The 26,580-nt window shown below is 33.5% G+C and carries 25 protein-coding genes; 23 read left to right on the forward strand and 2 right to left on the reverse strand.

Features of this window, described 5'->3' with window-relative positions:
- The first annotated feature begins 158 nt into the window (after positions 1-158).
- The 4 genes from LC455_RS16255 to LC455_RS16270 all read left to right on the forward strand — a co-directional run bounded on the left by LC455_RS16255 (position 159) and on the right by LC455_RS16270 (position 1,912).
- Positions 159-362 (forward strand): hypothetical protein, encoded by a 204-nt coding sequence (locus tag LC455_RS16255; protein ID WP_223592335.1) that lies wholly within the window; start codon positions 159-161, stop codon positions 360-362.
- Positions 363-377: 15 nt separating this feature from the next.
- Positions 378-839: an NUDIX domain-containing protein gene (locus LC455_RS16260; protein ID WP_223592336.1), complete on the forward strand. Its 462-nt coding sequence runs from the start codon at positions 378-380 to the stop codon at positions 837-839.
- Positions 840-1,025: 186 nt separating this feature from the next.
- A complete protein-coding gene (locus LC455_RS16265; RefSeq protein WP_223592337.1) occupies positions 1,026-1,178 on the forward strand; it encodes a hypothetical protein in 153 nt (50 codons plus the stop codon).
- 200 nt (positions 1,179-1,378) lie between these two features.
- Positions 1,379-1,912 carry a hypothetical protein gene (locus LC455_RS16270; protein WP_223592338.1) on the forward strand — a complete coding sequence of 178 codons (534 nt, stop codon included), beginning with the start codon at positions 1,379-1,381 and terminating at the stop codon, positions 1,910-1,912.
- A gap of 34 nt (positions 1,913-1,946) precedes the next feature.
- Here the strand turns inward: LC455_RS16270 and LC455_RS16275 are convergent, their stop codons facing one another.
- The gene (locus LC455_RS16275) at positions 1,947-3,446 is read right to left on the reverse strand and encodes a sensor histidine kinase (protein ID WP_223592340.1); all 1,500 of its coding nucleotides are present in this window, start codon (positions 3,444-3,446) and stop codon (positions 1,947-1,949) included.
- On the reverse strand, positions 3,436-4,125 hold the full coding sequence (locus LC455_RS16280; RefSeq protein WP_223592342.1) for a response regulator transcription factor: 690 nt from the start codon (positions 4,123-4,125) through the stop codon (positions 3,436-3,438). The genes LC455_RS16275 and LC455_RS16280 overlap by 11 nt, the downstream gene beginning before the upstream one ends.
- Positions 4,126-4,401: 276 nt before the next feature.
- Here LC455_RS16280 and LC455_RS16285 point away from each other — a divergent pair, with 276 nt between their 5' ends.
- The 19 genes from LC455_RS16285 (at position 4,402) to rfbB (ending at position 26,366) form a co-directional block, all read left to right on the forward strand.
- On the forward strand, positions 4,402-5,148 hold the full coding sequence (locus LC455_RS16285; protein ID WP_223592344.1) for a YveK family protein: 747 nt from the start codon (positions 4,402-4,404) through the stop codon (positions 5,146-5,148).
- The gene (locus tag LC455_RS16290) at positions 5,138-5,839 is read left to right on the forward strand and encodes a CpsD/CapB family tyrosine-protein kinase (protein ID WP_223592735.1); all 702 of its coding nucleotides are present in this window, start codon (positions 5,138-5,140) and stop codon (positions 5,837-5,839) included. Before LC455_RS16285 ends, LC455_RS16290 begins: the two co-directional genes overlap by 11 nt.
- Positions 5,840-5,938: 99 nt before the next feature.
- The gene (locus LC455_RS16295) at positions 5,939-6,703 is read left to right on the forward strand and encodes a tyrosine-protein phosphatase (RefSeq protein ID WP_223592345.1); all 765 of its coding nucleotides are present in this window, start codon (positions 5,939-5,941) and stop codon (positions 6,701-6,703) included.
- Between the two features lie 331 nt (positions 6,704-7,034).
- The gene (locus LC455_RS16300; protein WP_223592346.1) at positions 7,035-8,861 is read left to right on the forward strand and encodes a polysaccharide biosynthesis protein; all 1,827 of its coding nucleotides are present in this window, start codon (positions 7,035-7,037) and stop codon (positions 8,859-8,861) included.
- Between the two features lie 50 nt (positions 8,862-8,911).
- Positions 8,912-9,793 (forward strand): UTP--glucose-1-phosphate uridylyltransferase GalU, encoded by an 882-nt coding sequence (gene galU, locus LC455_RS16305; protein ID WP_223592347.1) that lies wholly within the window; start codon positions 8,912-8,914, stop codon positions 9,791-9,793.
- A gap of 138 nt (positions 9,794-9,931) precedes the next feature.
- Complete coding sequence (locus tag LC455_RS16310) at positions 9,932-10,567, forward strand: sugar transferase (protein WP_223592348.1); 636 nt, start codon at positions 9,932-9,934, stop codon at positions 10,565-10,567.
- Positions 10,568-10,596: 29 nt separating this feature from the next.
- Positions 10,597-12,375 carry an alginate lyase family protein gene (locus tag LC455_RS16315; protein ID WP_223592349.1) on the forward strand — a complete coding sequence of 593 codons (1,779 nt, stop codon included), beginning with the start codon at positions 10,597-10,599 and terminating at the stop codon, positions 12,373-12,375.
- Positions 12,372-13,592, forward strand: coding sequence for a glycosyltransferase family 4 protein (locus LC455_RS16320; RefSeq protein WP_223592350.1), 1,221 nt, complete (start codon positions 12,372-12,374; stop codon positions 13,590-13,592). The genes LC455_RS16315 and LC455_RS16320 overlap by 4 nt, the downstream gene beginning before the upstream one ends.
- A 12-nt stretch (positions 13,593-13,604) precedes the next feature.
- A complete protein-coding gene (locus LC455_RS16325) occupies positions 13,605-14,462 on the forward strand; it encodes an NAD-dependent epimerase/dehydratase family protein (protein WP_223592351.1) in 858 nt (285 codons plus the stop codon).
- A gap of 28 nt (positions 14,463-14,490) precedes the next feature.
- The gene (locus LC455_RS16330) at positions 14,491-15,711 is read left to right on the forward strand and encodes a nucleotide sugar dehydrogenase (RefSeq protein ID WP_223592353.1); all 1,221 of its coding nucleotides are present in this window, start codon (positions 14,491-14,493) and stop codon (positions 15,709-15,711) included.
- 195 nt (positions 15,712-15,906) lie between these two features.
- Positions 15,907-16,929, forward strand: coding sequence for a glycosyltransferase (locus LC455_RS16335; protein WP_223592355.1), 1,023 nt, complete (start codon positions 15,907-15,909; stop codon positions 16,927-16,929).
- Between the two features lie 117 nt (positions 16,930-17,046).
- Positions 17,047-18,150, forward strand: a complete 1,104-nt coding sequence (locus tag LC455_RS16340) for a glycosyltransferase (protein WP_223592357.1) — start codon at positions 17,047-17,049, stop codon at positions 18,148-18,150.
- Between the two features lie 23 nt (positions 18,151-18,173).
- The gene (locus LC455_RS16345) at positions 18,174-19,370 is read left to right on the forward strand and encodes an O-antigen ligase family protein (protein ID WP_223592359.1); all 1,197 of its coding nucleotides are present in this window, start codon (positions 18,174-18,176) and stop codon (positions 19,368-19,370) included.
- 15 nt (positions 19,371-19,385) lie between these two features.
- Complete coding sequence (locus tag LC455_RS16350; protein WP_223592361.1) at positions 19,386-20,438, forward strand: glycosyltransferase family 2 protein; 1,053 nt, start codon at positions 19,386-19,388, stop codon at positions 20,436-20,438.
- Between the two features lie 259 nt (positions 20,439-20,697).
- Positions 20,698-21,648 carry a glycosyltransferase family 2 protein gene (locus LC455_RS16355; RefSeq protein WP_223592363.1) on the forward strand — a complete coding sequence of 317 codons (951 nt, stop codon included), beginning with the start codon at positions 20,698-20,700 and terminating at the stop codon, positions 21,646-21,648.
- 29 nt (positions 21,649-21,677) lie between these two features.
- Positions 21,678-23,165 (forward strand): lipopolysaccharide biosynthesis protein, encoded by a 1,488-nt coding sequence (locus LC455_RS16360; protein WP_223592365.1) that lies wholly within the window; start codon positions 21,678-21,680, stop codon positions 23,163-23,165.
- Between the two features lie 33 nt (positions 23,166-23,198).
- Positions 23,199-24,350, forward strand: a complete 1,152-nt coding sequence (locus LC455_RS16365) for a DegT/DnrJ/EryC1/StrS family aminotransferase (RefSeq protein WP_223592367.1) — start codon at positions 23,199-23,201, stop codon at positions 24,348-24,350.
- A gap of 12 nt (positions 24,351-24,362) precedes the next feature.
- Positions 24,363-25,256, forward strand: coding sequence for a glucose-1-phosphate thymidylyltransferase RfbA (gene rfbA, locus LC455_RS16370; RefSeq protein WP_223592369.1), 894 nt, complete (start codon positions 24,363-24,365; stop codon positions 25,254-25,256).
- A gap of 75 nt (positions 25,257-25,331) precedes the next feature.
- The gene (gene rfbB, locus LC455_RS16375) at positions 25,332-26,366 is read left to right on the forward strand and encodes a dTDP-glucose 4,6-dehydratase (protein ID WP_223592371.1); all 1,035 of its coding nucleotides are present in this window, start codon (positions 25,332-25,334) and stop codon (positions 26,364-26,366) included.
- The last annotated feature ends 214 nt before the right edge of the window (positions 26,367-26,580 follow it).

The raw sequence follows: 26,580 nt of genomic DNA on the forward strand, positions 1-26,580 counted from the left end.
TTATCATCGAACATGCAAAATTATGATGGAAATAAGGCTAAAATATTTGATAATTGCACCAAATTTCAATTCACCTCGGAGGCTGTAACGATCTTTTTGATAAAATGGCCGTTCACCAGCGATGCAATCGTTCTCTAGAGTAGGAGACTAGCGAAAAATTGACTTTTATCGGCGAATTTACGAGATTTATCGGCGAATCCAAATCCTCAACCGAAGAGCAGATTCTTATCGAGAATTTGGAACACATAAATGATTTTTTCTCATTGCTCTTGGTCGATACTAGTCATATTGATAGCTCCTTAATGTTTAAACTAGATACTCTTGTAGTAATATTGAATAAGAGAAATGAATGGTACAGATAAGGGGCTGAAATGGGTATGGATTATTGTAAAATGATGAGGAGCATGATTGGGAACACCCCTTTGATTATCGTGCGTCCAAGTGTAGCAATCATGAATCATCAAGGAGAAATATTGCTGAGCAGATTTTCAGGCGGCAGCTGGGGGATACCTGGTGGGATATTGCAGTTAGACGAATCGGTTGAAGATTGCATAAAAAGAAATGTACAAGAAGAGATCGGATTAAAGCTGAATCGATTATCCTTATTTGGGGTATTTTCCGGCGGGGCCTTAATGGATAAACCAGAAGACGGCAGTGACGAGTATCAGATGGTGGCAATAGGATATATATGTACGGATTATAAAGGGGAAGTAAGGCCGGATGAGAATCAAGCGATTGAGGCCGAATTTTTCCCATTAGATCAATTACCTGAAGAAATGGATCCATTTATTAAAGAAAAGCTGGCTGAATTAAAAGGAAGCATGAAAAAATTAATTTAGCTAAATGCCAGTCCATTACAACGGACTGTTTTTAGCATCATAAACACCGCATATCTCCCTGTTCTTTCAAACTTTCGACAATATTCATATATTTTCCACAATTATCAACTGGTAATATATTTACATTGACCCTTTATTCTAGTAAAATAGGAAACTAGCATAGGATGAAGAGGAGGATAGTCGATTTTGGATAGAGAAGATAAAAATAACTCGAATCTCGCCGATTTTTCAGAGATTGTGAAGAAGGCATATGAAAAGGGCCTCAATGAGAATGGAATGACACCGGAAAAATTAATTGAAGATATAAAAGTCGATCTCAAAAATATGATGATTAGCTAAATATATAGATTGAATGCTGCCAGAGGAAATCGGCAGTTTTTTGTTTTTTATGGGGTAAACATTAAGTACTATAGGAATTACTTCCTAAGTAGTAGAAAAATGGCATGACATAATGACTGAAAATTGCAAACTAGGAGGAATTTGGGAATTATTTGTAGAAATTATATGTCACATAATTCCATTTAGAGGTGAAAGTGACAATGAGGCAAACTCGACAATATAAATCTCCAAATGCTGCGATGTTGTGGTCGGTGGTTCTACCGGGATTCGGCCAATTATACAATAAGGATTATCTTGTCGGTTTTGCTCTGATCGCCTTGGAGTTTCTCGTGAACTTAAACGCAAACTTAAACCTATCCCTTATCACTACTTTTGTGGGTGATATGAATTCTGCTCATCATTCGATTAATTATCGTTGGGGGCTTTTTTATCCATCGATTTATGGCTACGCGATTTGGCAGGCCTATAATTCCGCTAGAGCCAATAATGAAAAACTTGTAGGGAAAGAAGGCCCAATGCGAACCTATTTCTCCGGTTTCTTCCTTGGGTTGGTTATCGGAATGGATTTCGGGCTTTTCTGGCATGACGGCAGTTTTATCTTGCATCACTCAGCAATTCGTTTTCTGGACTATCCTGTAGTGAATGGGATTGTCTTCGGACTGCTGATGGGAATCCTCGGGCACATTATGGAAAATAAGGTGTATCGAAAACGTAAAGTGGTAGATTATCAATGAACACAAAATGACCCAAGTTATTCTTGAGTCATTTTCATTTATTAGGCAAAGTCACAACAAAGGTAGTAATATTATTCTTACTAGTAACATCCGTCCGGCCTTTGTGCAGCTCCACAAATCTCTTAACGACCGCTAAACCTAATCCGGTTCCGGCGTAATCTTTTTGGACCGCTTTTCCCCGATAAGAGTGTTCAAAGATTAGACATAGTTCTTCCTCTGGTATTTCCACGCCTCTATTTTTGATGGTGATTTGAATACTCGCCCCATCTGAAGACAATCCAGTATAAATCCATTTTGGTTCAAACGAATATTTCACCGCATTTTCTATTAGGGAATCCAATATATGAAGGATGTGCTCAAAAGGAATAAAGGTGAAGATCCCCTCTTGGATGCTCATCTCATAAGTAATTTTCTCGTCGTCCATCAATTTTCGATCAAGGTAATCAATCATATGACGGGACAAACTATAGGAATGCCCAGCTTCTGTTTCGATTTCTTGTAATTTTGACAACGTTATGATCTTCTCTGTCATCGAAGAAATCCGTTCAACCTGGGAAGCAATCATATCGAGCCGCTCTTCTACTTTTTTTTCATTTTTAAATCCGAACATTCGAAAATAATCAACGGAATGCAGGATCGACTGTAGAGGTGTTCGGATTTGATGAGTAATTTCCCGAGCGCTTTGCTGTTGAGAGAGAACCGCTTGTTCCGCTCGTTCTAAAATAAAATTCACTTCATCTATTAATTGATTTAGATAAGAATTATTTTTTGAATGATAAGGAATTCTTTCACGAAAATTATCTTTGTTCACATGGATTAACTTTTTCAAGGCCGTATGTAATGGCTTAAAAATATCTCTAGCAGCAAAATAGGCTGCCAAAAAGGCTGTTATATAAATCATGAAAATGGCCGTAACCATTTGAAATACAATAGTTTTGATCCGCAGTAAGTAGGCATACTCAATATTCACATAGCTAAGAATTTCTCCGCGAAATCCAGGGACATCCACCGATTTGCTCACATAGGTAAAATAAAGATTGTGATCTTTCACAAAGTGGATGTCTTTATTTTTTTGAAAAAAGCCATGTCCTAATAAAAACCGATAGCCTTCTACCGTCATGTTCGTGATGGCATGAAAAAATGGCGGAGTTCGAGTCATGGGAACATCCCGACAAGAGATGGGTGATTGACTCACCGGTAAATGAAGTTTGGCCTCAGAATTGTACTTGGAGAGCATTTGGGTATCCCGATTGTAGGTAACGATACAATATACATCTCCGGCCAACAGTTGGAAATACCTATCCTTTATCTTTTGAGGCAACGCACGATCTGGGATGCCCAGGAGATCGGGTCCTGCTTCAACCTTCATATTTTGCCACGGATAGCGATAGGTCAATACCTTATCTAATTCAGAAAGCAGAAGAAATGGTGTATGTATGAAAAATAATATTACAAAAATAATCGAAACTAGGAAGGCGATCCGAGTAGACAGACGGGCGGATAAACGTTTTGATTCAGATACATTAGTCTTCAAGAAGATATCCTACCCCTCGTACCGTTTGGATGTAATCAGATGGTATCATTTCGCGTAAACGCTTAATGGCCACATCAATTTTGTTTTTGTCAGAATCGGAGATTTCGTCGTATCCCCATACTTCTTTGGCTATTTCTTCGCGTGAAACGGCATGGTTTTTGTTTTTTACTAAGCATACAAGGACGTCAAACAGTGTAGGGCTTAGATGAATCAACTGTTTCCCTGCCGTTACGCGGCGATTGATCAAGGATATGGTCAGGTCTTTGTAAGACATTATACTGATATAAGGCTTAGACGAATTTTGTAATCTTCGGATCACGGTTTGAATCTTTGCAATCAATACCGGGATATTATAGGGCTTTGTAATATAATCCTCCGCCCCGGAATACAGCCCTTGGGTAACATCTGCCGGATCTGCTCTAGCTGTAAGGTATATATAGGGAACTGACTTTTTTTCATTTACCATTCTGGCCACGTCAAAACCAGAACGCATTAAGCCATGTTGGGCATAAGGATCTAACGTTATATCTAAAATCATGAGGTCATATTCGTTTTCTAGCGCGGCATTGTAGGTGTCTTTGGCATTATTATAGTAATCCACCTCAAAGGATGCCTCCTGCAACATTTCCTGCAAAAAAGACCCAATCACTGTTTCATCATCTAATAGTAATAATCGCAAATTCTCCACCTCTTATAGTAATTATTTTACAATAAGGCTAAAAATATTAAGTTCCATATACAATTTGGGATCGCTTTTGAGAGCTATGTCCATTTTACGACAAAATTCTTACAATCCTGTCAGAAAACATATTTCCTCTTCAAATTTCTTACAAAAAGGTGTTTAATAGTTACAGTAACAATCAATTTATGACAAATATTTTACAAAAAAGATAAAAATGTGACGAATTGTGATATAATAGACAACGTTTTGTATTTACGTATTCAGGAGGACGAAATGGAAGAGACTATAAGTTTAAAAGAGTTGCTCGAGACTTTGAAAAAACGATTGCTATTAATCGTTTCGATAACCGTCATTGCCGGATTAATCAGTGGTATTGTAAGTTACTTTTTCTTAACCCCGATCTACCAAGCTTCAACACAAATTCTCGTAAACCAAGCGAAAAATGACCAAGCAGTATACAATCCAGGTGAAGTACAAACCAACCTTCAATTAATTAATACCTATAATGTTATCATAACAAGCCCGGCGATTTTAGATATCGTCTCTGATGAGCTTGATTTAAATATGACAGCTTCACAATTAAAAGGAAAGATTACTGTTGGAAGCGAAAAAGATTCACAGGTTGTGAACCTGTCAGTTCAGGATCCAAAGGCAAAAGTTGCTGCACAAATTGCGAACAAGACGGCAGAAGTATTTAAAAAGGAAATTCCAAATATCATGAAAGTCGATAACGTTAGCATCTTAGCAAAAGCAGATGTTTCTGAAAATCCATCACCAATTAAACCAAGACCATTATTAAATGTAGCGATTGCTATTGTTGTTGGATTAATGGCTGGAGTAGGACTAGCATTCTTACTTGAGTACTTTAATAACACTATCAAAAATGAACAAGATATTGAAAAAATATTAGAACTTCCAATCTTAGGTGTGATCGCGACCATAGATGACCAAAAGATTGAAGAATTGAAGAAGCGTAATGCAAAAAAGAAAACAGACAGAGGTGATTCCATTGGCGCTTAAAAAGAAGAAAATAATAAGTAGTGATGCTAGCCGAAAATTAATAACTGCCATTGCACCAAAATCACCAATTTCTGAACAATATAGAACGATTCGTACGAATATCCAATATTCATCTGTAGATGAAGAAATTAGAGCAATCATGGTTACCTCTTCTGGCCCGGCTGAAGGGAAATCAACAACAGCTGCAAACCTAGCCGTTACATTTGCGCAGTTAGGAAAAAGAGTTTTACTAGTCGATGCCGATCTACGTAAACCCACGGTTCACCATACCTTTGGTGTAAACAACCTAATAGGCTTTACGACAGTATTAACGAAACAAGCCACCCTTGAAAATGCTGTTCTTGATACAGCTGAAAAGGATTTATATATTTTAACAAGCGGTCCAGTTCCACCGAATCCTGCCGAACTATTAAGCTCGAAATCTATGGAACAATTTATGGAAGATGTAAAGGCACAATTTGAATATATCATTTTTGATACCCCGCCGTTATTAGCGGTAGCGGATCCGCAAATTCTTGCAAATCAATGCGATGGTTCGATTCTTGTCGTTTATAGTGAAAAAACAGAAATCGACCAAGCGAAAAAGGGTAAAGAATTACTGGAAAATGCCCAAAGTAAACTCTTAGGGGTAGTTCTTAACCATAAAGAAGTAAAGAATAATGACTATTACTATTATTATGGGTCGAAGTGACAAACTTCGACAAATTATGGCTATTTACTAGTACTTTCGACAGTGATAGTATAATTGAGTTGTAGGAATTTTGCAGTTATTTGGAAAAGGGTGTGGGGTATGATTGATTTACATTGTCACATATTACCTGGAGTTGATGATGGGGCAAAAGACCTATTAGAAAGCATCTCGATGGCTAGAAAAGCCGTTGAACAAGGGATTCATACAATTGTTGCTACCCCGCATCATTTAAACAATAGATATGAAAACAATAAGCAGCAAATTATTGCTAGAGTTGAAGAGTTAAATCAAGCGTTAGTACTAGAAAAAATAGATCTAAATGTTCTTCCAGGACAAGAAACACGGATCTACGGTGAAATGGTAGAGGGATATGAGGGTGGTGAGATTCTTCCAATTGATAACACACAGTATGTGTTAGTAGAGTTCTCATCGTCTCATGTTCCAAGGTACGCAGAAAAGCTGTTTTATGATTTACAGATGAAAGGTCTCATTCCGGTAATCGTGCATCCGGAACGGAATCAGCAGATAATTGAACAACCGGACATTCTTTACCGGTTTGTAGAAAAAGGTGCGCTAACTCAAGTTACAGCGGCAAGTGTTTGCGGTGATTTTGGGAAAAAGATAAAAAACTTTTCACTGCAATTAATTGAAGCGAACCTTACTCACCTGATTGCATCGGATGCTCATAACACGAGCGGCCGAACCTTCAAGATGAGAGAAGCATTCGATACGATTCAAACGAAGTATGGAAATGAAATGGTGTATTTATTTGAAGAAAATGCAGCCATTATGATTGATGGTGGCCATGTTTACAAAGAAATACCGGAACGAATCAAAAAGAAGAAGTTCTTTAAACTATTTTAACCAACTAAGCCTATGGGAATGCATTGAAATAATTAAACATCTTCTTCAGGCCTATGGGCCTGAACGGCGAGGCTTCCCTGTCCGTTATCCATGGGGGCACTCGATCATGCTGTGGGTCTCTCTATTAAGAGGACCTTAGACGCATGTAGTCAAAAGGATGATGTGAGGACGGGTTAGATGCCCGATAAAAAAATAAAACAATAAATATCTAATGAAAGAATAAGTGTGAAAGCACTTGCAATTCCATTAGATATTTATTTTTTTGCCCATCTGCTTTAGTTAGTAAAAGAGTTCTTTAGATAAACAAAATAAAAAAGGGGGAACGGGACGGATGACATATGGGAAAAGGTTGACCACACTGGCGATTCTGGATTCACTTATTGTTTTAACAGCAGTCTACATAAGCTATTTTACACTTAATCCGGAATTGCAAATTTTTAAAATACCAATGCTACTTGTTACTGCGCTTACTTTATTAATCTGCCATCATTCATTTGCTTCTATTTATAAACTCTATAATAAGGCGTGGCAATATGCGAGTGTTGGAGAATTAATTGCAATTGTTAAAGCGGTGACGTTCACCATTATTGTAACGGCATTGGTTCAGGAAATTGTTTTTCATAACATATATGTAAGAGCATTAATGATTGCCTGGATGATTCATGTTCTATTAATTGGCGGGTCACGGTTTTCTTGGAGGATGTTCCGTGACAATTTTATTAATAAGCAGCAAAATGTTAAACCAACATTAATCATCGGAGCTGGCAGAGGCGGTACAATGGTCGCGCGGCAATTGCTTAATAATCATGATGTTGATTTAAAGCCTGTAGCCTTTATTGATGATGACCCATTAAAGTACAGGTTGGATATTCTAGGAATACCAGTGGTTGGCGGTTCTGCCTATATTCCTCAAACAGTAGAAAGATTTCAAATAGAAAACATTATCATCGCTATTCCCTCTCTAAGTAAAAAAGAATTAAATCGTATATTTGAAGAATGTGCAAAAACAAAAGTAAAAACACAAATAATTCCTAAACTTGAAGATTTGATGACTGGAAAAATTTCTGTTAATCAATTCCGGGATGTTCAGGTAGAGGATTTATTAGGAAGAGAACCAGTAGAGTTAGATATAGCCGGTATTTCTGAGAAGATATCTGGAAGAACGGTGATGGTTACTGGTGCAGGTGGTTCTATTGGTTCAGAGATTTGTCGGCAGATTTGTAAGTTTAACCCTAGTAAAATTGTTCTTCTAGGGCATGGAGAGAACAGTATTTACTTGATTGATATGGAACTGCGCAAACAATATCAGAGTCAAATTGAGATAGTTCCAGTTATTGGTGATATTCAAGATCGGTCTAGAATCTTTGAAGTGATGGAGGAGCATCAGCCATTTGTGGTGTACCATGCTGCTGCCCATAAGCATGTACCGTTGATGGAATATAATCCTAGGGAAGCGGTTAAAAATAATATATTTGGTACTAGAAATGTAGCTGAAGCGGCGGACACATTTGGTGTGAATACATTTGTATTGATTTCTTCTGATAAAGCTGTGAATCCACCGAATGTAATGGGTGCGACGAAACGATTTGCCGAGATGATTATTCAGAGTTTGGCAGTTACTAGTCAGACAAAGTTTGTGGCAGTTCGGTTTGGTAATGTTTTGGGAAGTCGTGGCAGTGTTATTCCCTTGTTTAAAAGACAAATTGCAGCAGGCGGACCTGTAACTGTGACCCATCCTGAAATGACTCGTTACTTTATGACAATCCCGGAGGCCTCAAGACTTGTAATTCAGGCGGGTTCGTTAGCTCGTGGTGGCGAGGTATTTGTGCTTGATATGGGGGAACCTGTTAAGATAGTTGATTTGGCAAAAAATCTAATCAAACTTTCGGGATATACAATAGAAGAAATTGGGCTTCAATATTCTGGACTTCGTCCAGGAGAAAAGATGTACGAGGAACTTCTTAATGAGAATGAAGTTCATCCAGAACAGGTCTTTCCTAAGATTCATATTGGGAAAGCAAAGGTAATACATGCTACGGCTTTAGGGGAGTTAATAGAAAGTCTATTAACTATGTCTGAACAAGAAATGCACGATACTTTAATAGCTGTCGCAAATAATAGATTTGGTCGTTCAGCTATTTTAACTACTGCAAACTAATGAAATAATTCTTTTTAGATTTACTATAAAGTTAAAGGGTGGAGTGATTTATGAAAAAGGTACGTAAAGCAATAATACCAGCAGCTGGACTTGGAACACGGTTTCTTCCAGCAACGAAGGCAATGCCTAAAGAAATGTTGCCGATTGTTGATAAGCCCACTATTCAATATATTGTTGAAGAAGCGATTGCTTCAGGGATTGAAGATATTATTATTGTAACAGGAAAAGGTAAGAGGGCTATTGAGGACCATTTTGATTTTGCTCCTGAGTTAGAACAAAACCTCATTGAGAAAGGTAAAAATGATATTTTAGAAAAAGTTCGATACTCTACTAATCTTGCTGATATACATTATATACGGCAAAAAGAACCAAAAGGTTTAGGCCATGCTGTTTGGTGTGCAAGGAACTTTATAGGAGAAGAACCGTTTGCTGTGCTACTGGGCGATGATATTGTTCAAAGTGAAACTCCATGTTTAAAACAATTAATTAATATATATGAAAAAACTCGTTCATCTGTAATCGGAGTGCAATCAGTATCAAATGAAGAAACCCACCGATATGGAATTATTGATCCAGCAACCAAAGAAGGTCGACGTTATCAAGTAAACAATTTCGTGGAAAAGCCGACTCAGGGTACAGCACCATCAAATCTAGCTATTATGGGTCGTTATATTCTAACACCAGAAATTTTTATGTTTTTAGAACAACATGAAACCGGAACTGGTGGAGAAATTCAATTGACAGATGCCATTCAGAAATTAAACCAAATCCAACGAGTGTTTGCTTATGATTTTGAAGGTAAACGGTATGATGTTGGTGAGAAAATTGGCTTTGTAAAAACGACAATAGAAATGGCTTTAAAGAATCCTGAGTTAAGATTAGAATTGCTAGCCTATCTTGACGAGATTATGGATGAAATGAAAGTGAAATAGAAGTAAGGCCCTGTCCATATTAATAAGTTTAAATGGGCATGGGCCGTTATTTTGAGTTTTTAGTGGATTAGTAGTCGGTTGAAAAAATGATGTTCCACCTAGTACTAAGCACTAAAGAGATAAAGGAGATTAAATTTAATGTATTTAAAGATTAAAAGAATGATAGATATTATTCTTTCTTTTTTAGGATTAATTGTATTATCACCAATATTTTTGATTCTGATTTTAGCTATTAAACTCGATTCAAAAGGGCCAGTCCTGTTTAAACAAAAACGTATAGGAATTCATAAGACTCATTTTAATATTTTAAAGTTCCGTACAATGAGAATCGATACGCCCAAGGATACACCAACTCATTTATTAGAAAATCCGGAGCAATTTATTACAAAGATGGGCAAGTTCTTAAGAAAAACTTCACTTGATGAGTTACCCCAGATTTGGAACATCTTTGTTGGACAAATGAGTATTATTGGCCCGAGACCTGCCTTATGGAATCAATATGACCTAATAACAGAACGCGATAAATATGGTGCCAATGATGTGCCACCAGGGCTAACTGGTTGGGCACAAATAAATGGTAGAGATGAACTTCCTATTGAAATAAAGGCCCAGTTAGATGGGGAGTATGTAAAAAATATTAGCTTGTGGATGGATATCAAGTGTTTCTTTGGTACGATCATTAGTGTTGTGAAGAGTGATGGTGTTGTTGAAGGTGGGACAGGTGCTTTAGTTAAAAAGGAATTTGGTGCTACAAAAAGTAAAACCAACCATTAAATCAATTGGGGAAAATAAGGTGCTTCTAGATGGATAACAAAATTATATTATATGTAAATACAGTAAGATATCTTAAACCTTCACAAATCTATTATAGATTATTTAACAGATTCAAACGGGAATTATATAAGAGAAAACTATTATCAGTAAATGTACCTGCTAACCTAGAAATCGGAGAGAACCGAGTTTTTATTATTCCTGAGTTGGATTTTGATAAAGAATTTTTGAATAGGTTTGATATTAACGATATCATGTCGAATAGGTTTACTTTTATAAATTTGACTAATCAAGTTAAATTATCAACAGCTTGGAATCAGAAGGAATTGCAGCATCTATGGAGATACAATTTACATTATTTTGAGTACCTATTCACCATAGCCTATGAGTATTTAAATGGGAAAAATAGAAATGTAAATTACGAAAAATATAGAGGATTAATTACAAATTGGATTGAGAATAATCCCTATGCTTTTGGTGATGGATGGCATCCCTACACCATATCATTGAGAATAACCAACTGGATAATTACCTATCAAATATTTAAAGACGAGATTATAGCTGATAATGACTTTGATAAAAGGATTAAAGAGTCCATTTATTTACAATATAAATATCTACAAACCAATTTGGAAAAAGATGTTCTAGGAAACCATTATTTTGAAAATATAAAAGCACTTATTATCGGAAGTGTTTTTTTTGATGAAGTTAACGTAAAAAATAAGTTTAAGAAAGAACTATTGAAGCAGCTAAAAGAGCAAATCTTAAAAGATGGAATGCATTTTGAATTAAGTCCTATGTACCACAAGATAATTCTTGAGGATTTAATTAAAATCACATTTTGGTTAAATGACGAAGAAATTTATCATGAATTAATATCTTATATTCAAAAGATGGTGGATGTAACTTATAGCCTTGAGAGTAACTTTGGAAAGACACCCGCTTTTAATGATAGTGCCAATGGAGTGAGCAAAAATTTCAAATGTCTTTTGAAAGTCTGTAACAAGTATTTTAGGATAAATCCTCAAAATATTAGCCTCAAGAAAAGTGGTTTTTATATCGTTGAAGACCAGAGTAGGAAACTAATTTTTGATACCGGAGATATCTGCCCCTCTTATTTACCAGCTCATGGTCATTGTGATGCTTTAAGTTTTGAACTCTCAATTAATGGGTCACCCCTTTTTGTGAATTCTGGAACATTTCAGTATGAAAATGGCCAATGGAGAAATTTTTTTAGAAGTACAAAAGCACATAATACAGTATCAATATCTGAACTAGAGCAGTCGCAATTCTGGGGTAGCTTTAGAATAGCTAAGAGAATTAAAAAGGTTAGAAGGAAACAGTTTATTTATAAAGGCATCCAATTTTATGCAGGCGCATATGTTTCATATCTTGGTGTAGAACACAAAAGGTTTATCGGCTATCTTGATGAAGATACGGTAATTGTTTTAGACTTTGTAAATTCCAAGATAGGCGAAAACGTTAATAGTTATTTGCACTTTGCACCTAAAACGAAAGTAGATTTAAAAAATACAATAGCATTAGCGAATAAGGGTAAAACGTATACAAAAATAACTCCGTTTGGAATTAATAGAATGACTATCGGTCAGGGTTGGTATTCTGAAGAATTTAATATAAAGGAACAAAATAAACATTTAGTGTTTCACAAAGAGCAAAATGGAAATTATTTTGGTTATTTAATAGATACTAGTTCAAAAGATATGGAAATAATAGAATCAAAAAAAGGGATTAGAATAATCTGCAATAAAGAATTGATGATTAACTATGATGAATTGGGAGATATATTATGAAGCTAGTAGTTTTGTCTCACTATTTTCCACCTGAAATAGGAGCACCTTCAGCAAGATTATATGAAATGGCAAGACACTGGGTTGAAGTTGGGCATGAAGTGCATGTGGTTACATGTTTTCCAAATCACCCAACAGGTATGATTCCGGATGAATATAAGGGAAAAAAATATATGCATGAAATGTTAGATGGAATTCATGTACACCGAAATTATGTATATGCAACCCCTAATAAAGGCTTTATTAAAAAGACTCTTGGCCATATATCATTCATGTTTTCTTCTGTTTTGTTTTCAATGAGAAAAATAAAGAAACCAGATGTTGTTATTACTAGCTCCCCTACTTTCTTTTCAATTTTTTCTGGGTATTGGTATAGCCTAAGAAAAAAAGCCCCATTTGTACTCGAAATTAGAGATTTGTGGCCGGCTGCAATGATTGAACTGGGGGTAATGAAAAAAGGTGCCGTCACAAATATATTAGAAAAAATGGAATTGTTTTTCTACCGAAAGAGCAAGAAACTTATCATGGTGACGAAAGCATTTAAAGATAATGTAGTGTATAGAGGAATAGACGCAAACAAGGTTCACGTCATCACAAATGGAGTAAATCAGGAGATGTTTTATCCAAAGGATAAAAATAGATCAATTATAGCTAACTATAACTTGGAAAATAAATTCGTAATTTCATATGTTGGTGCGCATGGGATATCCCAAAATTTAAATACGATATTGAAAGTGGCGAAAGAATTAGCAATGAAAGAAAAGGATATTCAGTTTTTATTTGTGGGAGAAGGCGCTGAAAAAGATAAATTAAAGAACATTGTAAAAGAACAGCAAATTAACAATGTAACTTTTATAGATTCACAACCTAAAGAGATGATTCCTGAGTTTTATAATGCCTCTGATCTTTGTTTAGTCCCATTAAAGGACATAGAATTGTTTAAGACTTTTATTCCTTCAAAAATGTTTGAAATTATGGCATGTGGTGTTCCGATTGTTGCCAGCTTGGAAGGAGAGGCAGCAGATATACTGAATCAATCAAAAGCTGCTGAAGTGGTTAAACCGGATAATGCAGTAGAAATTAAGCAAGCAATTCTTAAACTAAAAAATGATAAGTCCTTATATGAATTTAGAAAGGCAAATGGTCCTGCTTTTGTTGAGCAGAACTATTCTAGAAAAAAACTTGCTGAAAAATATTTAGAATTAATCAGTGATATATAAAGGGAGATTTATATGATTTTATTAACAGGTGCAACCGGATTTCTTGGTGAGTTTGTACTGGAAGAACTCGTAAAAAGAGGGCATGAAGTTACGTGTCTTGTTAGAAAAACAAGTAATTTAGATAAGATTAAGCGATTTAATGTTAAATATATATACGGTGAATTGGATGATTATAAGTCTATCTGTGTAGCATTGAAGGATAAAGAAGCATTGATTAATATTGCCTCTCTAGGGTTTGGACATGCTCCAAACATAGTTAATGCATGTATGGAGATGAATGTAAACCGAGCAGTCTTTGTAAGTACTACGGGAATATTTACTAAGTTAAATCCCGCGAGCAAAGGCATTAGGCTTGAAGCAGAGAGGCTTATTAAAGAAAGTAATTTAGATTTTTCAATTATAAGACCTACTATGATTTATGGGACACCAGGTGACCGCAATATGTGGCGGTTAGTAAAGTACTTAAAGAGACTACCGGTACTTCCAATATTAGGTTCAGGAACATACTTGCAGCAACCTGTTTATGTAAAAGATTTAGCTATTGCTATAGTAAGTGCCTATGAAAATAACATAAGTGTTGGGAAAGCCTATAACATTTCTGGCGCAGAACCTCTAACTTATAATGAGGTAATTGATATAACAGGTCGAGCATTGGGTAAAAAAGTAATTAAAATTCATATTCCTATGAAGTTAAGCTACAACTTGTTAAAAATGTATGAAAAGATTTCAAAAAAACCGAAGCTGAAAGCAGAACAAGTCTTAAGATTAAATGAAAATAAGGATTTCTCTTATGATGAAGCTAAAAGGGATTTAGGGTATAACCCACTTAGTTTCGAAGAGGGAATAAAACTTGAAATAGAACATGCATAATTGTGAAAAATCGAAAGAAGGTATTTTAATGATTAATATTATTGGCCTTGGTTATATTGGGTTACCTACAGCCCTTATGTTTGCAAAAAGTGGGGTTAAAGTAGTAGGAACTGATTACAATGTTGAACTTGTAAATTCACTAAATGAAGGAAAGCTTACATTTGAAGAAGAGGGATTAGAAGAACTTTTCCAAGCAGCTCTTAGTAATGGAATTGAATTTACAACCGAATATCAGAAATCCCATACCTATATTATTGCTGTCCCAACCCCTTATATAAAAGAGAATAAAAAACTAGATCCAAAGTATGTCATCTCAGCAGTAAATAACGTTCTTAATGTCTGTGAAAAAGGTGCATCATTAATAATTGAATCAACGATTTCACCAGGTACAATTGATAAATATGTTCGCCCTGAAATAGAGAAAAGAGGCTATGTTATTGGGAAAGATGTACACTTACTACATGCACCTGAAAGAATTATCCCGGGGAATATGATCTATGAACTTGAGCATAATTCAAGGACGATAGGTGCAGATAACTCGGAAATTGGTGATAAAATTAAGGGTTTATATTCAAGTTTCTGTAAGGCAGAAATTGTTGTAACGGATATTAGATCAGCAGAAATGTCGAAAGTTGTAGAAAACACTTACCGGGATATTAATATTGCATTTGCAAATGAATTAGCTAAAATTTGTCGAACTGACGATATGGATGTTTACGAAATTATTAGAATCGCAAACAAACATCCACGGGTAAATATTTTAAAACCTGGCCCTGGTGTTGGTGGTCACTGTATATCAGTAGACCCATGGTTCCTGGTAGGGGATTATCCTGACTTAACAAATTTAATTCTGACAGCACGAAAAATAAATGATTCCATGCCTACACATGTTTTGGGAAGAATTCGAGATATTATGAGGGAACATGGTATTAAGGATGTTTCTAAAGTTGGACTATATGGTTTAACGTATAAAGAAAACGTAGATGATGTAAGGGAAAGCCCGACTCTTCAACTACTAGAAAAAATGGATGAGCATCTGGCTTTTGGTGTTAAAGTATTCGATCCGTTTGTAAAAACTAGATTTGTAGACCATCAATTTATGAACTTTGAGGATTTTTTAAATGAGATAGAGATTCTCGTTCTCATGGTAGGTCATGATCATATTAAAAATAATATTAATATCATAAAAAATAAGCATGTGCTTGATACTAATAATATTTGCACTTTTGATGGAGTTTATAAATTATAAACTAAATAGGCTGAATAAAAAAAGTAATTGTGATAGGTAAAATTTAGAGAGAATGAAAGTCTTCTTTTTTGTAAGAGAACTAAGACTAGAACCCTTAAAGGTACCAGCTTAAGTAATCAAGAAATTAGGTTGCGCAGGTCTTGATTTACAATGCAAGGCGTAATGGAAATCGTAATAGTAAGGGATGGTATTGAATTGAAATATATTTATATAGGGGCACTCCCTCCTCCGTATGGAGGTGTCACAATAAAAAATAACCTCTTGTTTAATATGTTATCTAAACATATAGATATTGAACAATGTGTATTTTTTGATAAAAGGAAGAATTTATTTTGGAGAATAATAAAACTTTTAACCACATTGTTAGGTAATAGTCATGGTTTAATTATTGGTATTAGTAGAAATTCATTAAAAATGTTGACCTATATATTATTTTTCACAAATAAGAAGATAATGAACAAATCTATTGTTATGGTAATGGGCGGTACATTTCCACAAATGGTTGCTACAGATGTAAGGCTCGGGAGGTACGTAAAAGAATATAAGTGTATATATGTTGAGACAAACGGGATGAAAAAGGTCCTTAATTCTGTTGGTGTAAATAATGTTTCTATTTTTCCAAATTGTAGGGAAAAACCAAATAAAAATAATAAAATATTAGAAAGTAATCAGCCGATACGATGTTTATCATTTTCTCTAATATCAATTGATAAAGGCATTGATCTTATTATTGATGCTGCAATCCTACTAGAACAGATGGGCATTGATCATAGCATAGATTTTTATGGACACATTGACCCTGAGTTTGAAAAGCAATTTAAGTCTTCTATTGCTTTAATTGATAATCTTGATTATTTGGGAGTTTTTAAATCAGATAATAATGAAGATGTTTATGAGAAACTACAACAATATGATGTATTATTATTTCCAACTAAGTGTGATACTGAAGGTGTACCTGGTGTGTTAGTTGAGTCGAAGTTTGCAGGAATTCCGGCAATTGTAAGTGATTTAAGCTTTAATTCTGAGATTATTAAGGATGGGGAAACGGGTATTGTTCTAAATCATAACATTCCTGATGAATTAGCAGATTCAATTAAGCGATTAGATTTAGATAGAAAATTGCTATTAGAAATGAAACATAACGCAAGGGCATCAGCAGAACAGTATTTAATCGATAATTATCTTGAGAGTATCCTTAGAGTAATTAGAAGTAAGTAAATCAAAGATAAAAAAATTAAAATAAATTTTTCTAAGAAAAAACAATTTTTGGAGAAAAAACAACTTTTTTTAAAAGTTATTGAAAAAAGTATTAAAAAGGGCGAAAGGACTTAGCCTATGAATAGAAAAGTAAAGATAATGCAAATAATACCAAACCTCGGTGTTGCTGGTGCGGAAATAATGGTGGAAAATTTATCAGTTAATTTAAAGAATGATCTTTTTGAAGTGTGTGTTGTTAGTTTATACGATGAACAATCAGCAATAACAAAAAGATTAGAAAATCAAAATATTCCCCTATTTTATCTAGGGAAGAAAAAGGGTCTTGATATAAAGCTTATTTTCCGATTATATAATTTAATACTGAAAGAAAGGCCAAAAGTCATTCATACACACCGTTATGCAATGCAATATGCAATACCTGCTGCAATATTGGCTAAAATACCTATAAGAATTCATACCATCCATAATATTGCCGAGAAAGAAGTAGGTAAATTACAAAGGAAATTACATTCATTCTTTTATAAATATTGTAAGGTAATTCCAGTCAGTATTAGCCCTATAGTAAAAGATTCTGTAATTAAGGAATATGAATTACAAAATGAACATTTGCCTATGATTTTTAATGGCATCGATTTAAATAAATGCTTATATAAAAAGAGTTACATTAAAGAGAATAGTAAAGTTAGCATACTTCATATAGGGCGTTTTTCCATGCAAAAAAATCATCTAGGATTAATAGATGCCTTTAAAATTGTTCATGATAAATCCCCAGATACTGTATTAAGATTAATCGGGACTGGAGAAATGGAGAAAGATGTCAGAGAGAAAATAAAAGAGTTAGATTTATTGGATTCTGTAGAAATATTGGGTTTAAAAGATGATGTACATCCTTATTTAAATAAAGCGGATATATTTGTATTACCTTCAACATGGGAGGGGATGCCAATAACTTTAATAGAAGCGATGGCTACGGGGCTACCAATAGTTGCAACGAATGTTGGTGGTGTACCTGATATGATTAAGGATAATATTTCTGGTCTCCTTGTTGACACTAACAAAGAAGAAATTGCTGCTGCATTACTTAAATTGATTTACGACGAAAATCTTCGACAACAGTTGGGGAGTGCGGCTAAAGATGCATCAAAACAGTTTTCTGCTCAAGAAATGGCAAGAGAATATATTAAGGTATTTGAAAATAATATACACACACTTAATAAATAACAGAAATTACGGTGATTTTTATCTTGAAAATTAATAATATCAAAGAAAAGGAAAATATTAAAATAATTACTATGCTATTAGCATTTTATTTATTTTTAGCACCATTAGACTTTTTGCCAGTAATTCCCGGAGTATCAGTTTCAAGATTTCTAATCCTTATTCCTTTAGGTGTTAGTATTTTCTATTTAAAGAATATGAAAATTCGCTTAGATAAATTTTTGATAATTCCAATACTATATGTCATGGTGGTAATGGTAACTATGTTTTATAGTCACGATTTATCAGAAACAATTCAAAGGACCATTTCCATAGGGCAGAATATTGGGGTAATAATTATTTTGTCTTTGTTAAGCTACAATAGAACAGAAATTAGATTATTAAAACGGGCAATTGTGTTTAGCGGGTGGCTTACATTATTGCTAATGTATTTCTATTCTGATACTCAATCAATTTTGGGAGGTAGACTTACGGTTTCTGTAAACGGTGTATATCAAGATCCCAATTATTTAACTGGTTTTTTAATTTTTTCAATAATGTTTTATTTTGAGGATTTAATAAAAAATAGGAGTAAAGCCTCAATAGTAAAATTGGGTGTTTTTTTGATTTTTGTCCTTTTAACTGGATCACGGGGAGGGTTTCTAGCTATCGTCGGTTCAATATTAATTTATAGTTTGATATGGACGAGGACAAAAAAGTTTAAGCCGTCTTCTTTAATAATACTAATTAGCTTTATCCTAATAATGAGCACAATCTTTAACATTGCTTTAAATATGTTACCCGAAACAGTAGCTCAGAGGTACGATGCATCTTATTCATTAAACGACAATGCTGCTGGAAGGGGGGATATTTGGGAAAGTTTAATTTTTTCCTATGAACAGTCCCCAGGATTTAATAAGTTCTTTGGATGGGGTGCAGGTACAATACGCTATTTTACTTATAATGGAAATGTCGCCCATAATATATGGTTAGAGTCGTTAATAGAAATTGGAGTAATAGGAGTTCTTATGCTCTTTATTTTATATTTTAGCTATATTAGAAAAGCTTTTAAATTAAAAGAATATGTTATGGCTACTTGCTTTATAGGTTATATGATTATGGCAATGTCTATGTCATTATATTCATATAAACCCATATGGAATATTATTCTACTCATTATGATACTAAAAAACAATCATTATGAAGTAAATAAATTATTCAAGAAAGGAATTATCAATTTATAGTATGAGGTGTTCATAATGAAGGTTAGCATTGTTATTCCGGTTTATAACGTTGAAACCTATTTAGAACAATGTATTGATAGTGTAATTCAGCAAAGTTACAAGGATTTGGAGATAATTTTGGTCAATGATGGTTCAACAGACAATAGTGGTAAAATATGCGATGAGTATGTTTCTAAAGATTCTAGAGTTAAAGTAATACATAAGCCGAATGGTGGTCTTATGTCTGCATGGAAAGCTGGCTTTTTATCTTCTATTGGTAAATATGTTGGATTTGTTGATAGTGACGATTGGATAGAAAATAATATGTACGAGCAACTTGTTAAAAGTGCTATTTCACATGATGCTGATATTGCAGTTTGTCAATTAATTAAAGAGTTTAATGAATTGTCTAATATAAAATTAAAAGAGAAGTTAAGATTAGAACCTGGGGTTTATAACTCAGAAAAAATTAAAAATGAGATAATACCTGGAATAATTAATGATGGTAGTTACCTTGGGCGAAGGTTGTCTCCAAATAGAGTTACTAAACTTTTTAAAAGAGAGCTTATAGAGAATAATTTACAATTTTGTGACGATAGAATTTCACTGGGGGAAGACTTGATTACATGTTTTTCATGCGTTTGTGATGCTAAAACAATTGTAATTCTACCAGATTACCACCCTTATCATTATCGAATTAACAATCAATCAATTACAGGTAAGTATGATTACAAGCGAATAGAAAAAGTAAATCAACTAAATATTAAATTGAGTGAAATAGCAAAGTGTAAGGATGTAAACATTGTAGAACAAATTGCAAATGATTATATAAGTTTAGCGTTATTATGTATAGAATGTGAAATTTTATTTTCAGACCTCCCAAAAGATATTACCCTAAATCGAATAAAAGATATTTATAAATCTAATCTGTTTACTGAATCCCTAAGAAATGGAAATATCGAAGGATTTTCTATAAAGCACAAAGTGTATTTATTTCTTCTTAAATATAACAAAATAAAAATATTGTATATTCTACGTGAAATGATGAGCTCAATAAAATCTATAATTAAGAATAAGGAATTCATATAATGAATTGAATTAAATGATTTCTATTAATGCAATATTAAATTTTTGTTCAAAAGAGAATTGACTTGACGACTCAATGATTTTTAGAAATTTGTTCTAATATTTTAATAAACAGTATAGTGGTACTTATCATTTGGATTAAATTAATAATAGAATGCTATAAATTTTACTAATATATTTCTCTTCTTATTTTTCTTCATAAGAACATATCAGGATATTAAGCTTACTAGTGAAATGCCTTAAAAGTAGGAGGCGATATTTTATGAGTATTTTAGTTAGTATAAATTGTATTACTTATAATCATGAAGATTATATTGCAGATGCATTAGAAAGTTTCCTAATGCAAAAGACAAAATTTGATTTTGAAATTGTTATCGGCGAGGATTGTAGTACCGATAAAACAAGAGAAATTGTTGAACACTATATTAATAAATATCCCGAGAAAATTAGATTAATAACCTCAGAAGCGAATGTTGGATCTCAAAAAAATCTATTACGTATTGCTGAACAATCAAAAGGAAAATATATTGCATTATGTGAAGGTGATGATTATTGGACAGACCCATATAAACTACAAAAACAAATAGATTACATGGAAGAAAATACGGATTGTAGTTTATGTGTACATGCTTCGGAAATAGTAGAACAAGATAAAAGCCCTACTGGTAAATATGTTAAACCATATTATGGAAATAAGGTGGTTGAAATTGGAGAAGTAATTCTTGGTGGAGGTGGACTCTTTCCCACTGCCTCAATTGTATACCCTAAACAATTAATGGACAATCCACCAGAATTCTTTGGAAATGGTATTGTAGGTGATTACCCTCTTGTAATGATTCTTGCAAATAAAGGAAAAGTATTTTATATAGATGAAATCATGTCCGCTTATAGAACCGGAGTATTTGGATCTTGGAGTCAGAGGAACTTATCTGGGGAAAATCTAAGTGCAAAAATAATTAAAAACGCCAAAGGTTTAATTTGGATTTTGGAAAGGTTTAACGAATATTCAGAGTATAAATATTCCACTTCTATAGACTTTCTTATATCAAAAAATAAAGCATTAATATTGTTAGAACAAAAGGATACAATGTTTTTTAAAACTCAATATTTTAAGGATTTGACATTAATAAAGAAAGTTAAAATGTATACACTTATTAACTTTCCAAGTTTGTATTCTAATTTAGCAAAACTATCTAAGAAGTATTCTAAATAAAAGCTCTTAATGTGAAAGAGGAAACAAAAATGAATGATTCAAGCTCATTGAAAAGAAAAGCTATCTCTGGATTATTATGGAGTTCAACTGATTTAATAGCAAATCAAGGTATTCAATTTTTTATACAAATAATTCTTGCGAGATTATTGTTACCAGAACACTTTGGTTTGATAGGTATGATTTTAATTTTTATTTCCATATCTAACTCTATAATCGATAGTGGATTTACTCAAGCCTTAATCAAAGAGAAAAATCCAGGTCAAGATGACTATTCGACTGTCTTTTACTTTAACTTATTATTGGCCTTTCTTATCTATATGGTTCTATTTATATCCTCAGAAGCGATTAGTAGTTTTTTTGGAGAACCCCAATTGATTTCAATTCTTAGGATTTTATCGTTAGTTCTTATTATTAATTCATTTGGAATTATACAAAGAGCTATTCTTATAAAGAATGTCGATTTCAGATCACAAACCAAAATTAATATAATTGCTGGTACTGTTTCGGGTATGGTAGCAATTGTTTTTGCTTTATTTGGTTTCGGAGTTTGGAGTCTTGTTCTTAAAAGTTTATCAATGCAATTTATTCAAACATTGTTGTTATGGTTTAACAATAAATGGATTCCATCTTTTGTCTTTAGTGTAAAATCATTTAAAAAGCTTTTCGGCTTTGGTTCTAAGTTACTAATTTCTGGTTTAATCGATACATTATACAATAACTTATATTTTGTGATTATTGGAAAGTTTTTTACTGCATCTCAACTAGGATATTACACTAACGCAGTTAAATTAAGAGATGTTGCGTCTCAGTCTATAACTACATCTGTGCAACGTGTAACATATCCTGTTCTAAGTAAGATTCAAGGAGATGAGGAAAAACTAAAATACGGCTATAGGAAGGTTATTAAGACAACTACCTTTATCATTTTCCCGTTTATGTTAGGTTTAGCTGCTATTTCAAGTCCCCTTATTTATTCTTTACTTGGAGATAAATGGATGCCGTCTGTAAAATATCTTCAATTACTTTGTATAGCTGGAATGTTATATCCACTTCACGCTATAAATTTAAATATCCTGCAAGTGAAGGGGAGATCCGATTTATTTCTAGTCTTAGAATTATTAAAGAAATTAATATTAACCATTTTAATAATATTAGTTTTATGGCTTAAATTGGGGGTTATAGGTTTAATTTGGGGAACAGTTTTACATTCATTTATTGCCCTCTTTATTAACACCTATTTTTCAGCTAGGGAAATTTCTTATTCAGTTAAAGAGCAGTTAAAAGACATAACACCAATATTTTTAATTTCGATATTTATGGCGGGAATTGTATATTATGTTGGTTTACTTTTATCAGGTAGTAATTTAATCACAATGATTTTTCAGATTGGAATAGGGATTTTGTTGTATATATGTTTTAGTAAAATTGCAAGAGTACAGGAATTAAATACATTATATTCTTTGATTAAACCGTTAATAAAAAAGATATTGTTTAATTTACATCTCATCAAGTCTTAAACAAAATTTATCTTATTTAGAAGGAAGATTATTATGATAAATAAATTTTATGAACCTCTTTACGTGACTAGACCATTGCTACCTGGCATAGAAGAAGTAAATAAAAGGATGAAAGAGATATGGGAAAGCAAATGGTTAACAAATAATGGTGTTCAACATAAAAAATTAGAAAATGAACTAAAAAGTTATTTAGATGTAGAACATATTTCTCTATTTAATAATGGTACCTTGGCACTATTATTAGGATTGAAATCTTTAGATCTAACTGGTGAAGTTATTACAACACCCTTTACCTTTCCAGCAACAGTACAAGCTCTGGACTGGAATGGATTAACTCCTGTATTCTGTGATATTGATCCAGATACACTGAATATTGATGCAAATAAAATTGAAGCTCTGATAACTGAGAAAACTAGCGCTATTCTAGGTGTCCATGTCTTTGGAAATCCTTGTGAAGTCGAAAAAATACAATCATTAGCGGATAAGTACAACTTGAAAGTGATTTATGACGGTGCACATGCTTTTGGCACAAGGATTGATGGGAAACCAATAAGTAGCTTTGGTGATATGACGATGTTTAGTTTCCATGCTACAAAGTTATTCAACACTGTAGAAGGTGGCGCGCTAGCTTTTAAGGATGAAAAGTTGAACAAAAAGCTAAATCTTCTTAAGAATTTTGGGCTGGCAGGACCAGAGGAAGTTGTGTTATCTGGGTTAAATGCAAAGATGAATGAAGTGCAGGCGGGTATTGGATTAGAAGTTTTAAAAATTGTAGAGGCTGAAAGAGCAAAACGGGAAGTTATTAGAAATACGTATGAAACATATTTAGCAGGTATACCAGGAATTAGGATTCTAACAGGATTAAAAGGTGAAAACAGTAGTTACCAATATTTTGTAATCGAAATAGATGAAGAAAAATACGGTAGATCAAGGGATTGGGTTCATGAAGAACTTAAAAAATATAATGTGTTCACTAGAAGATATTTTTATCCTTTATGCAGTGATTTTGGTTGGTATTTACATCTAGAATCTGCGAAAACGGAAAATCTTCCACGAGCTCAAAAAGCAGTAAAACAAGTTCTGTCAATGCCATATTATGGTGAGTTGGAAACTGAGTCAGTAGAAAAAATTTGTACAATTCTAAAGGAAAAAATTCATGTTAAAGTCGTGGCACTTAACAACTAAAAGGTGATGTTTATGAAAGGAATTATTTTAGCTGGAGGTTCAGGTACTCGCCTTTATCCTTTAACGAAGGCTGTCTCAAAGCAAATGCTTCCAGTATATGATAAACCAATGATTTATTATCCATTATCAGTTTTGATGCTTGCTGGAATACAGGAAGTCCTAATTATTTCCACCCCAAGGGATATTATAGGATTTAAAGACTTACTAGGGGATGGAAGCCATCTTGGAATGAAATTTGAATTTGCAGTACAAGATAAGCCAAATGGTCTTGCAGAAGCTTTTATTATAGGAGAGGAATTTATTGGAGACTCTTCGGTGGCATTAGTGCTTGGTGATAATATTTTTTATGGATCGGATTTCGGTAATAGATTGCAAAGTGCAGCTTCACTATCAAATGGTGCTTTAATTTTTGGCTGTTTTGTAAAAGACCCTAGGGCTTATGGTGTTGTAGAAGTGGACGAACAGATGAATGCTCTATCAATTGAAGAAAAGCCAGAAAATCCTAAATCATCTTACGCAGTACCGGGTTTATATTTCTTTGATAATGAAGTTGTTCAAATTGCTAAAAATGTATCTCCGTCTGCACGTGGTGAGGTAGAAATTACTTCAGTTATTGACGAATACCTCAAGAGAAGGAAATTAAAGGTAGCTGTCATGGGGAGAGGTCTAGCATGGTTAGATACTGGAACCCATGAATCACTGCTTGACGCTTCTAACTTTGTTGAGGCAATTCAAAAACGTCAAGGCTTGTTTATTGCATGTATAGAAGAAATTGCTTTTAGAAGAGGTTATATTACAAAAGAGCAATTATTAAATCTTGCTCAACCATTAACAAAAACTGATTATGGAAAATATCTTGTCGAGGTAGCTCTAGGTCTAGAAAATAGACAAACTGCCAAAGTATAAGGTTGTTGATATTTCATTTTTATTTTTTGAATGCAAGCAATTTAGACAAATTAAATGAGTATGAGAGGTGACATAATGGCAAGAAAAAAGATTCTTGTAACAGGTGGTGCAGGATTCATTGGTGGTAACTTTGTTCAATATATGGTTAATAAATACCCTCAATATGATATTTATAATCTCGACTTATTAACATATGCTGGTGATTTAACCAAGCACCGTAATTTTGAACAGAAGAAGAATTACCATTTTATTAAAGTTGATATTGCTGATCGTGGAAAAATTATGTCAGTTTTTAAAAAAGAAAAGTTTGATTATATTACCCATTTTGCCGCAGAAAGTCATGTTGATCGATCCATAACAGATCCAGAAATATTTGTTAGAACGAATGTATTAGGAACTCAAGTTCTACTTGATGCAGCAAAACAAATTAATATTGAAAAGTTTGTTCATGTATCTACTGACGAAGTATATGGTGAATTAGACTTTGATCCAACCACTTTTTTTACAGAAGAAACTCCATTACAACCAAATAGTCCATACAGTGCAAGTAAAGCAGCATCTGATTTGTTAGTAAGGGCATATCATGAAACATATGGACTTCCAGTTAATATTACTCGTTGCTCAAATAACTATGGTCCATTCCATTTTCCTGAAAAGCTCATACCATTAACGATTTCCCGTGTTCTAAATGAGGAAATGGTACCAGTATATGGTGATGGTAAAAACATCCGGGATTGGTTGCATGTAATTGATCACTGCGCAGCAATTGATCTTGTCTTGCATAAAGGTATTCATGGTGAAGTTTATAATGTAGGGGGTCATAATGAGCGTACGAATTTAGAAGTGGTTAAAACGATTATTAACACTTTAGGAAAATCAGAAGAGTTAATTAAATTTGTTGCAGACCGCTTAGGACATGATAAACGTTATGCCATTGATCCTTCAAAATTGGAGAATTTAGGCTGGAAACCAACTTACTCATTTGAAACAGGAATAGCACAAACAATAAATTGGTATTTGGATAACAAATGGTGGTGGGAGCAAATTATTAGTGGTGAATACAAAGAATATTTCGACAAGCAATATTCTTTAAAAGCAAAAGTTAATTGATTTTATAAAGTATGGAAAAATAGATAACACTTTTCAAGACAAATGTGTAATCTTAAAATTATTGGAAACAAAAATTGACGTTTTTAATTTAGTGTTTCTATCTAACATTAGCTTTTAAAAGAGAAATAGGTTTTTATGCTTGTTATTTTCTTATGATAAATTTTAAGCTTAGTACTTCTATTTTAGCTTTGAAGAAAAAATAGTTAACTGCTTG

It is taken from the genome of Neobacillus bataviensis (genome assembly GCF_019969725.1).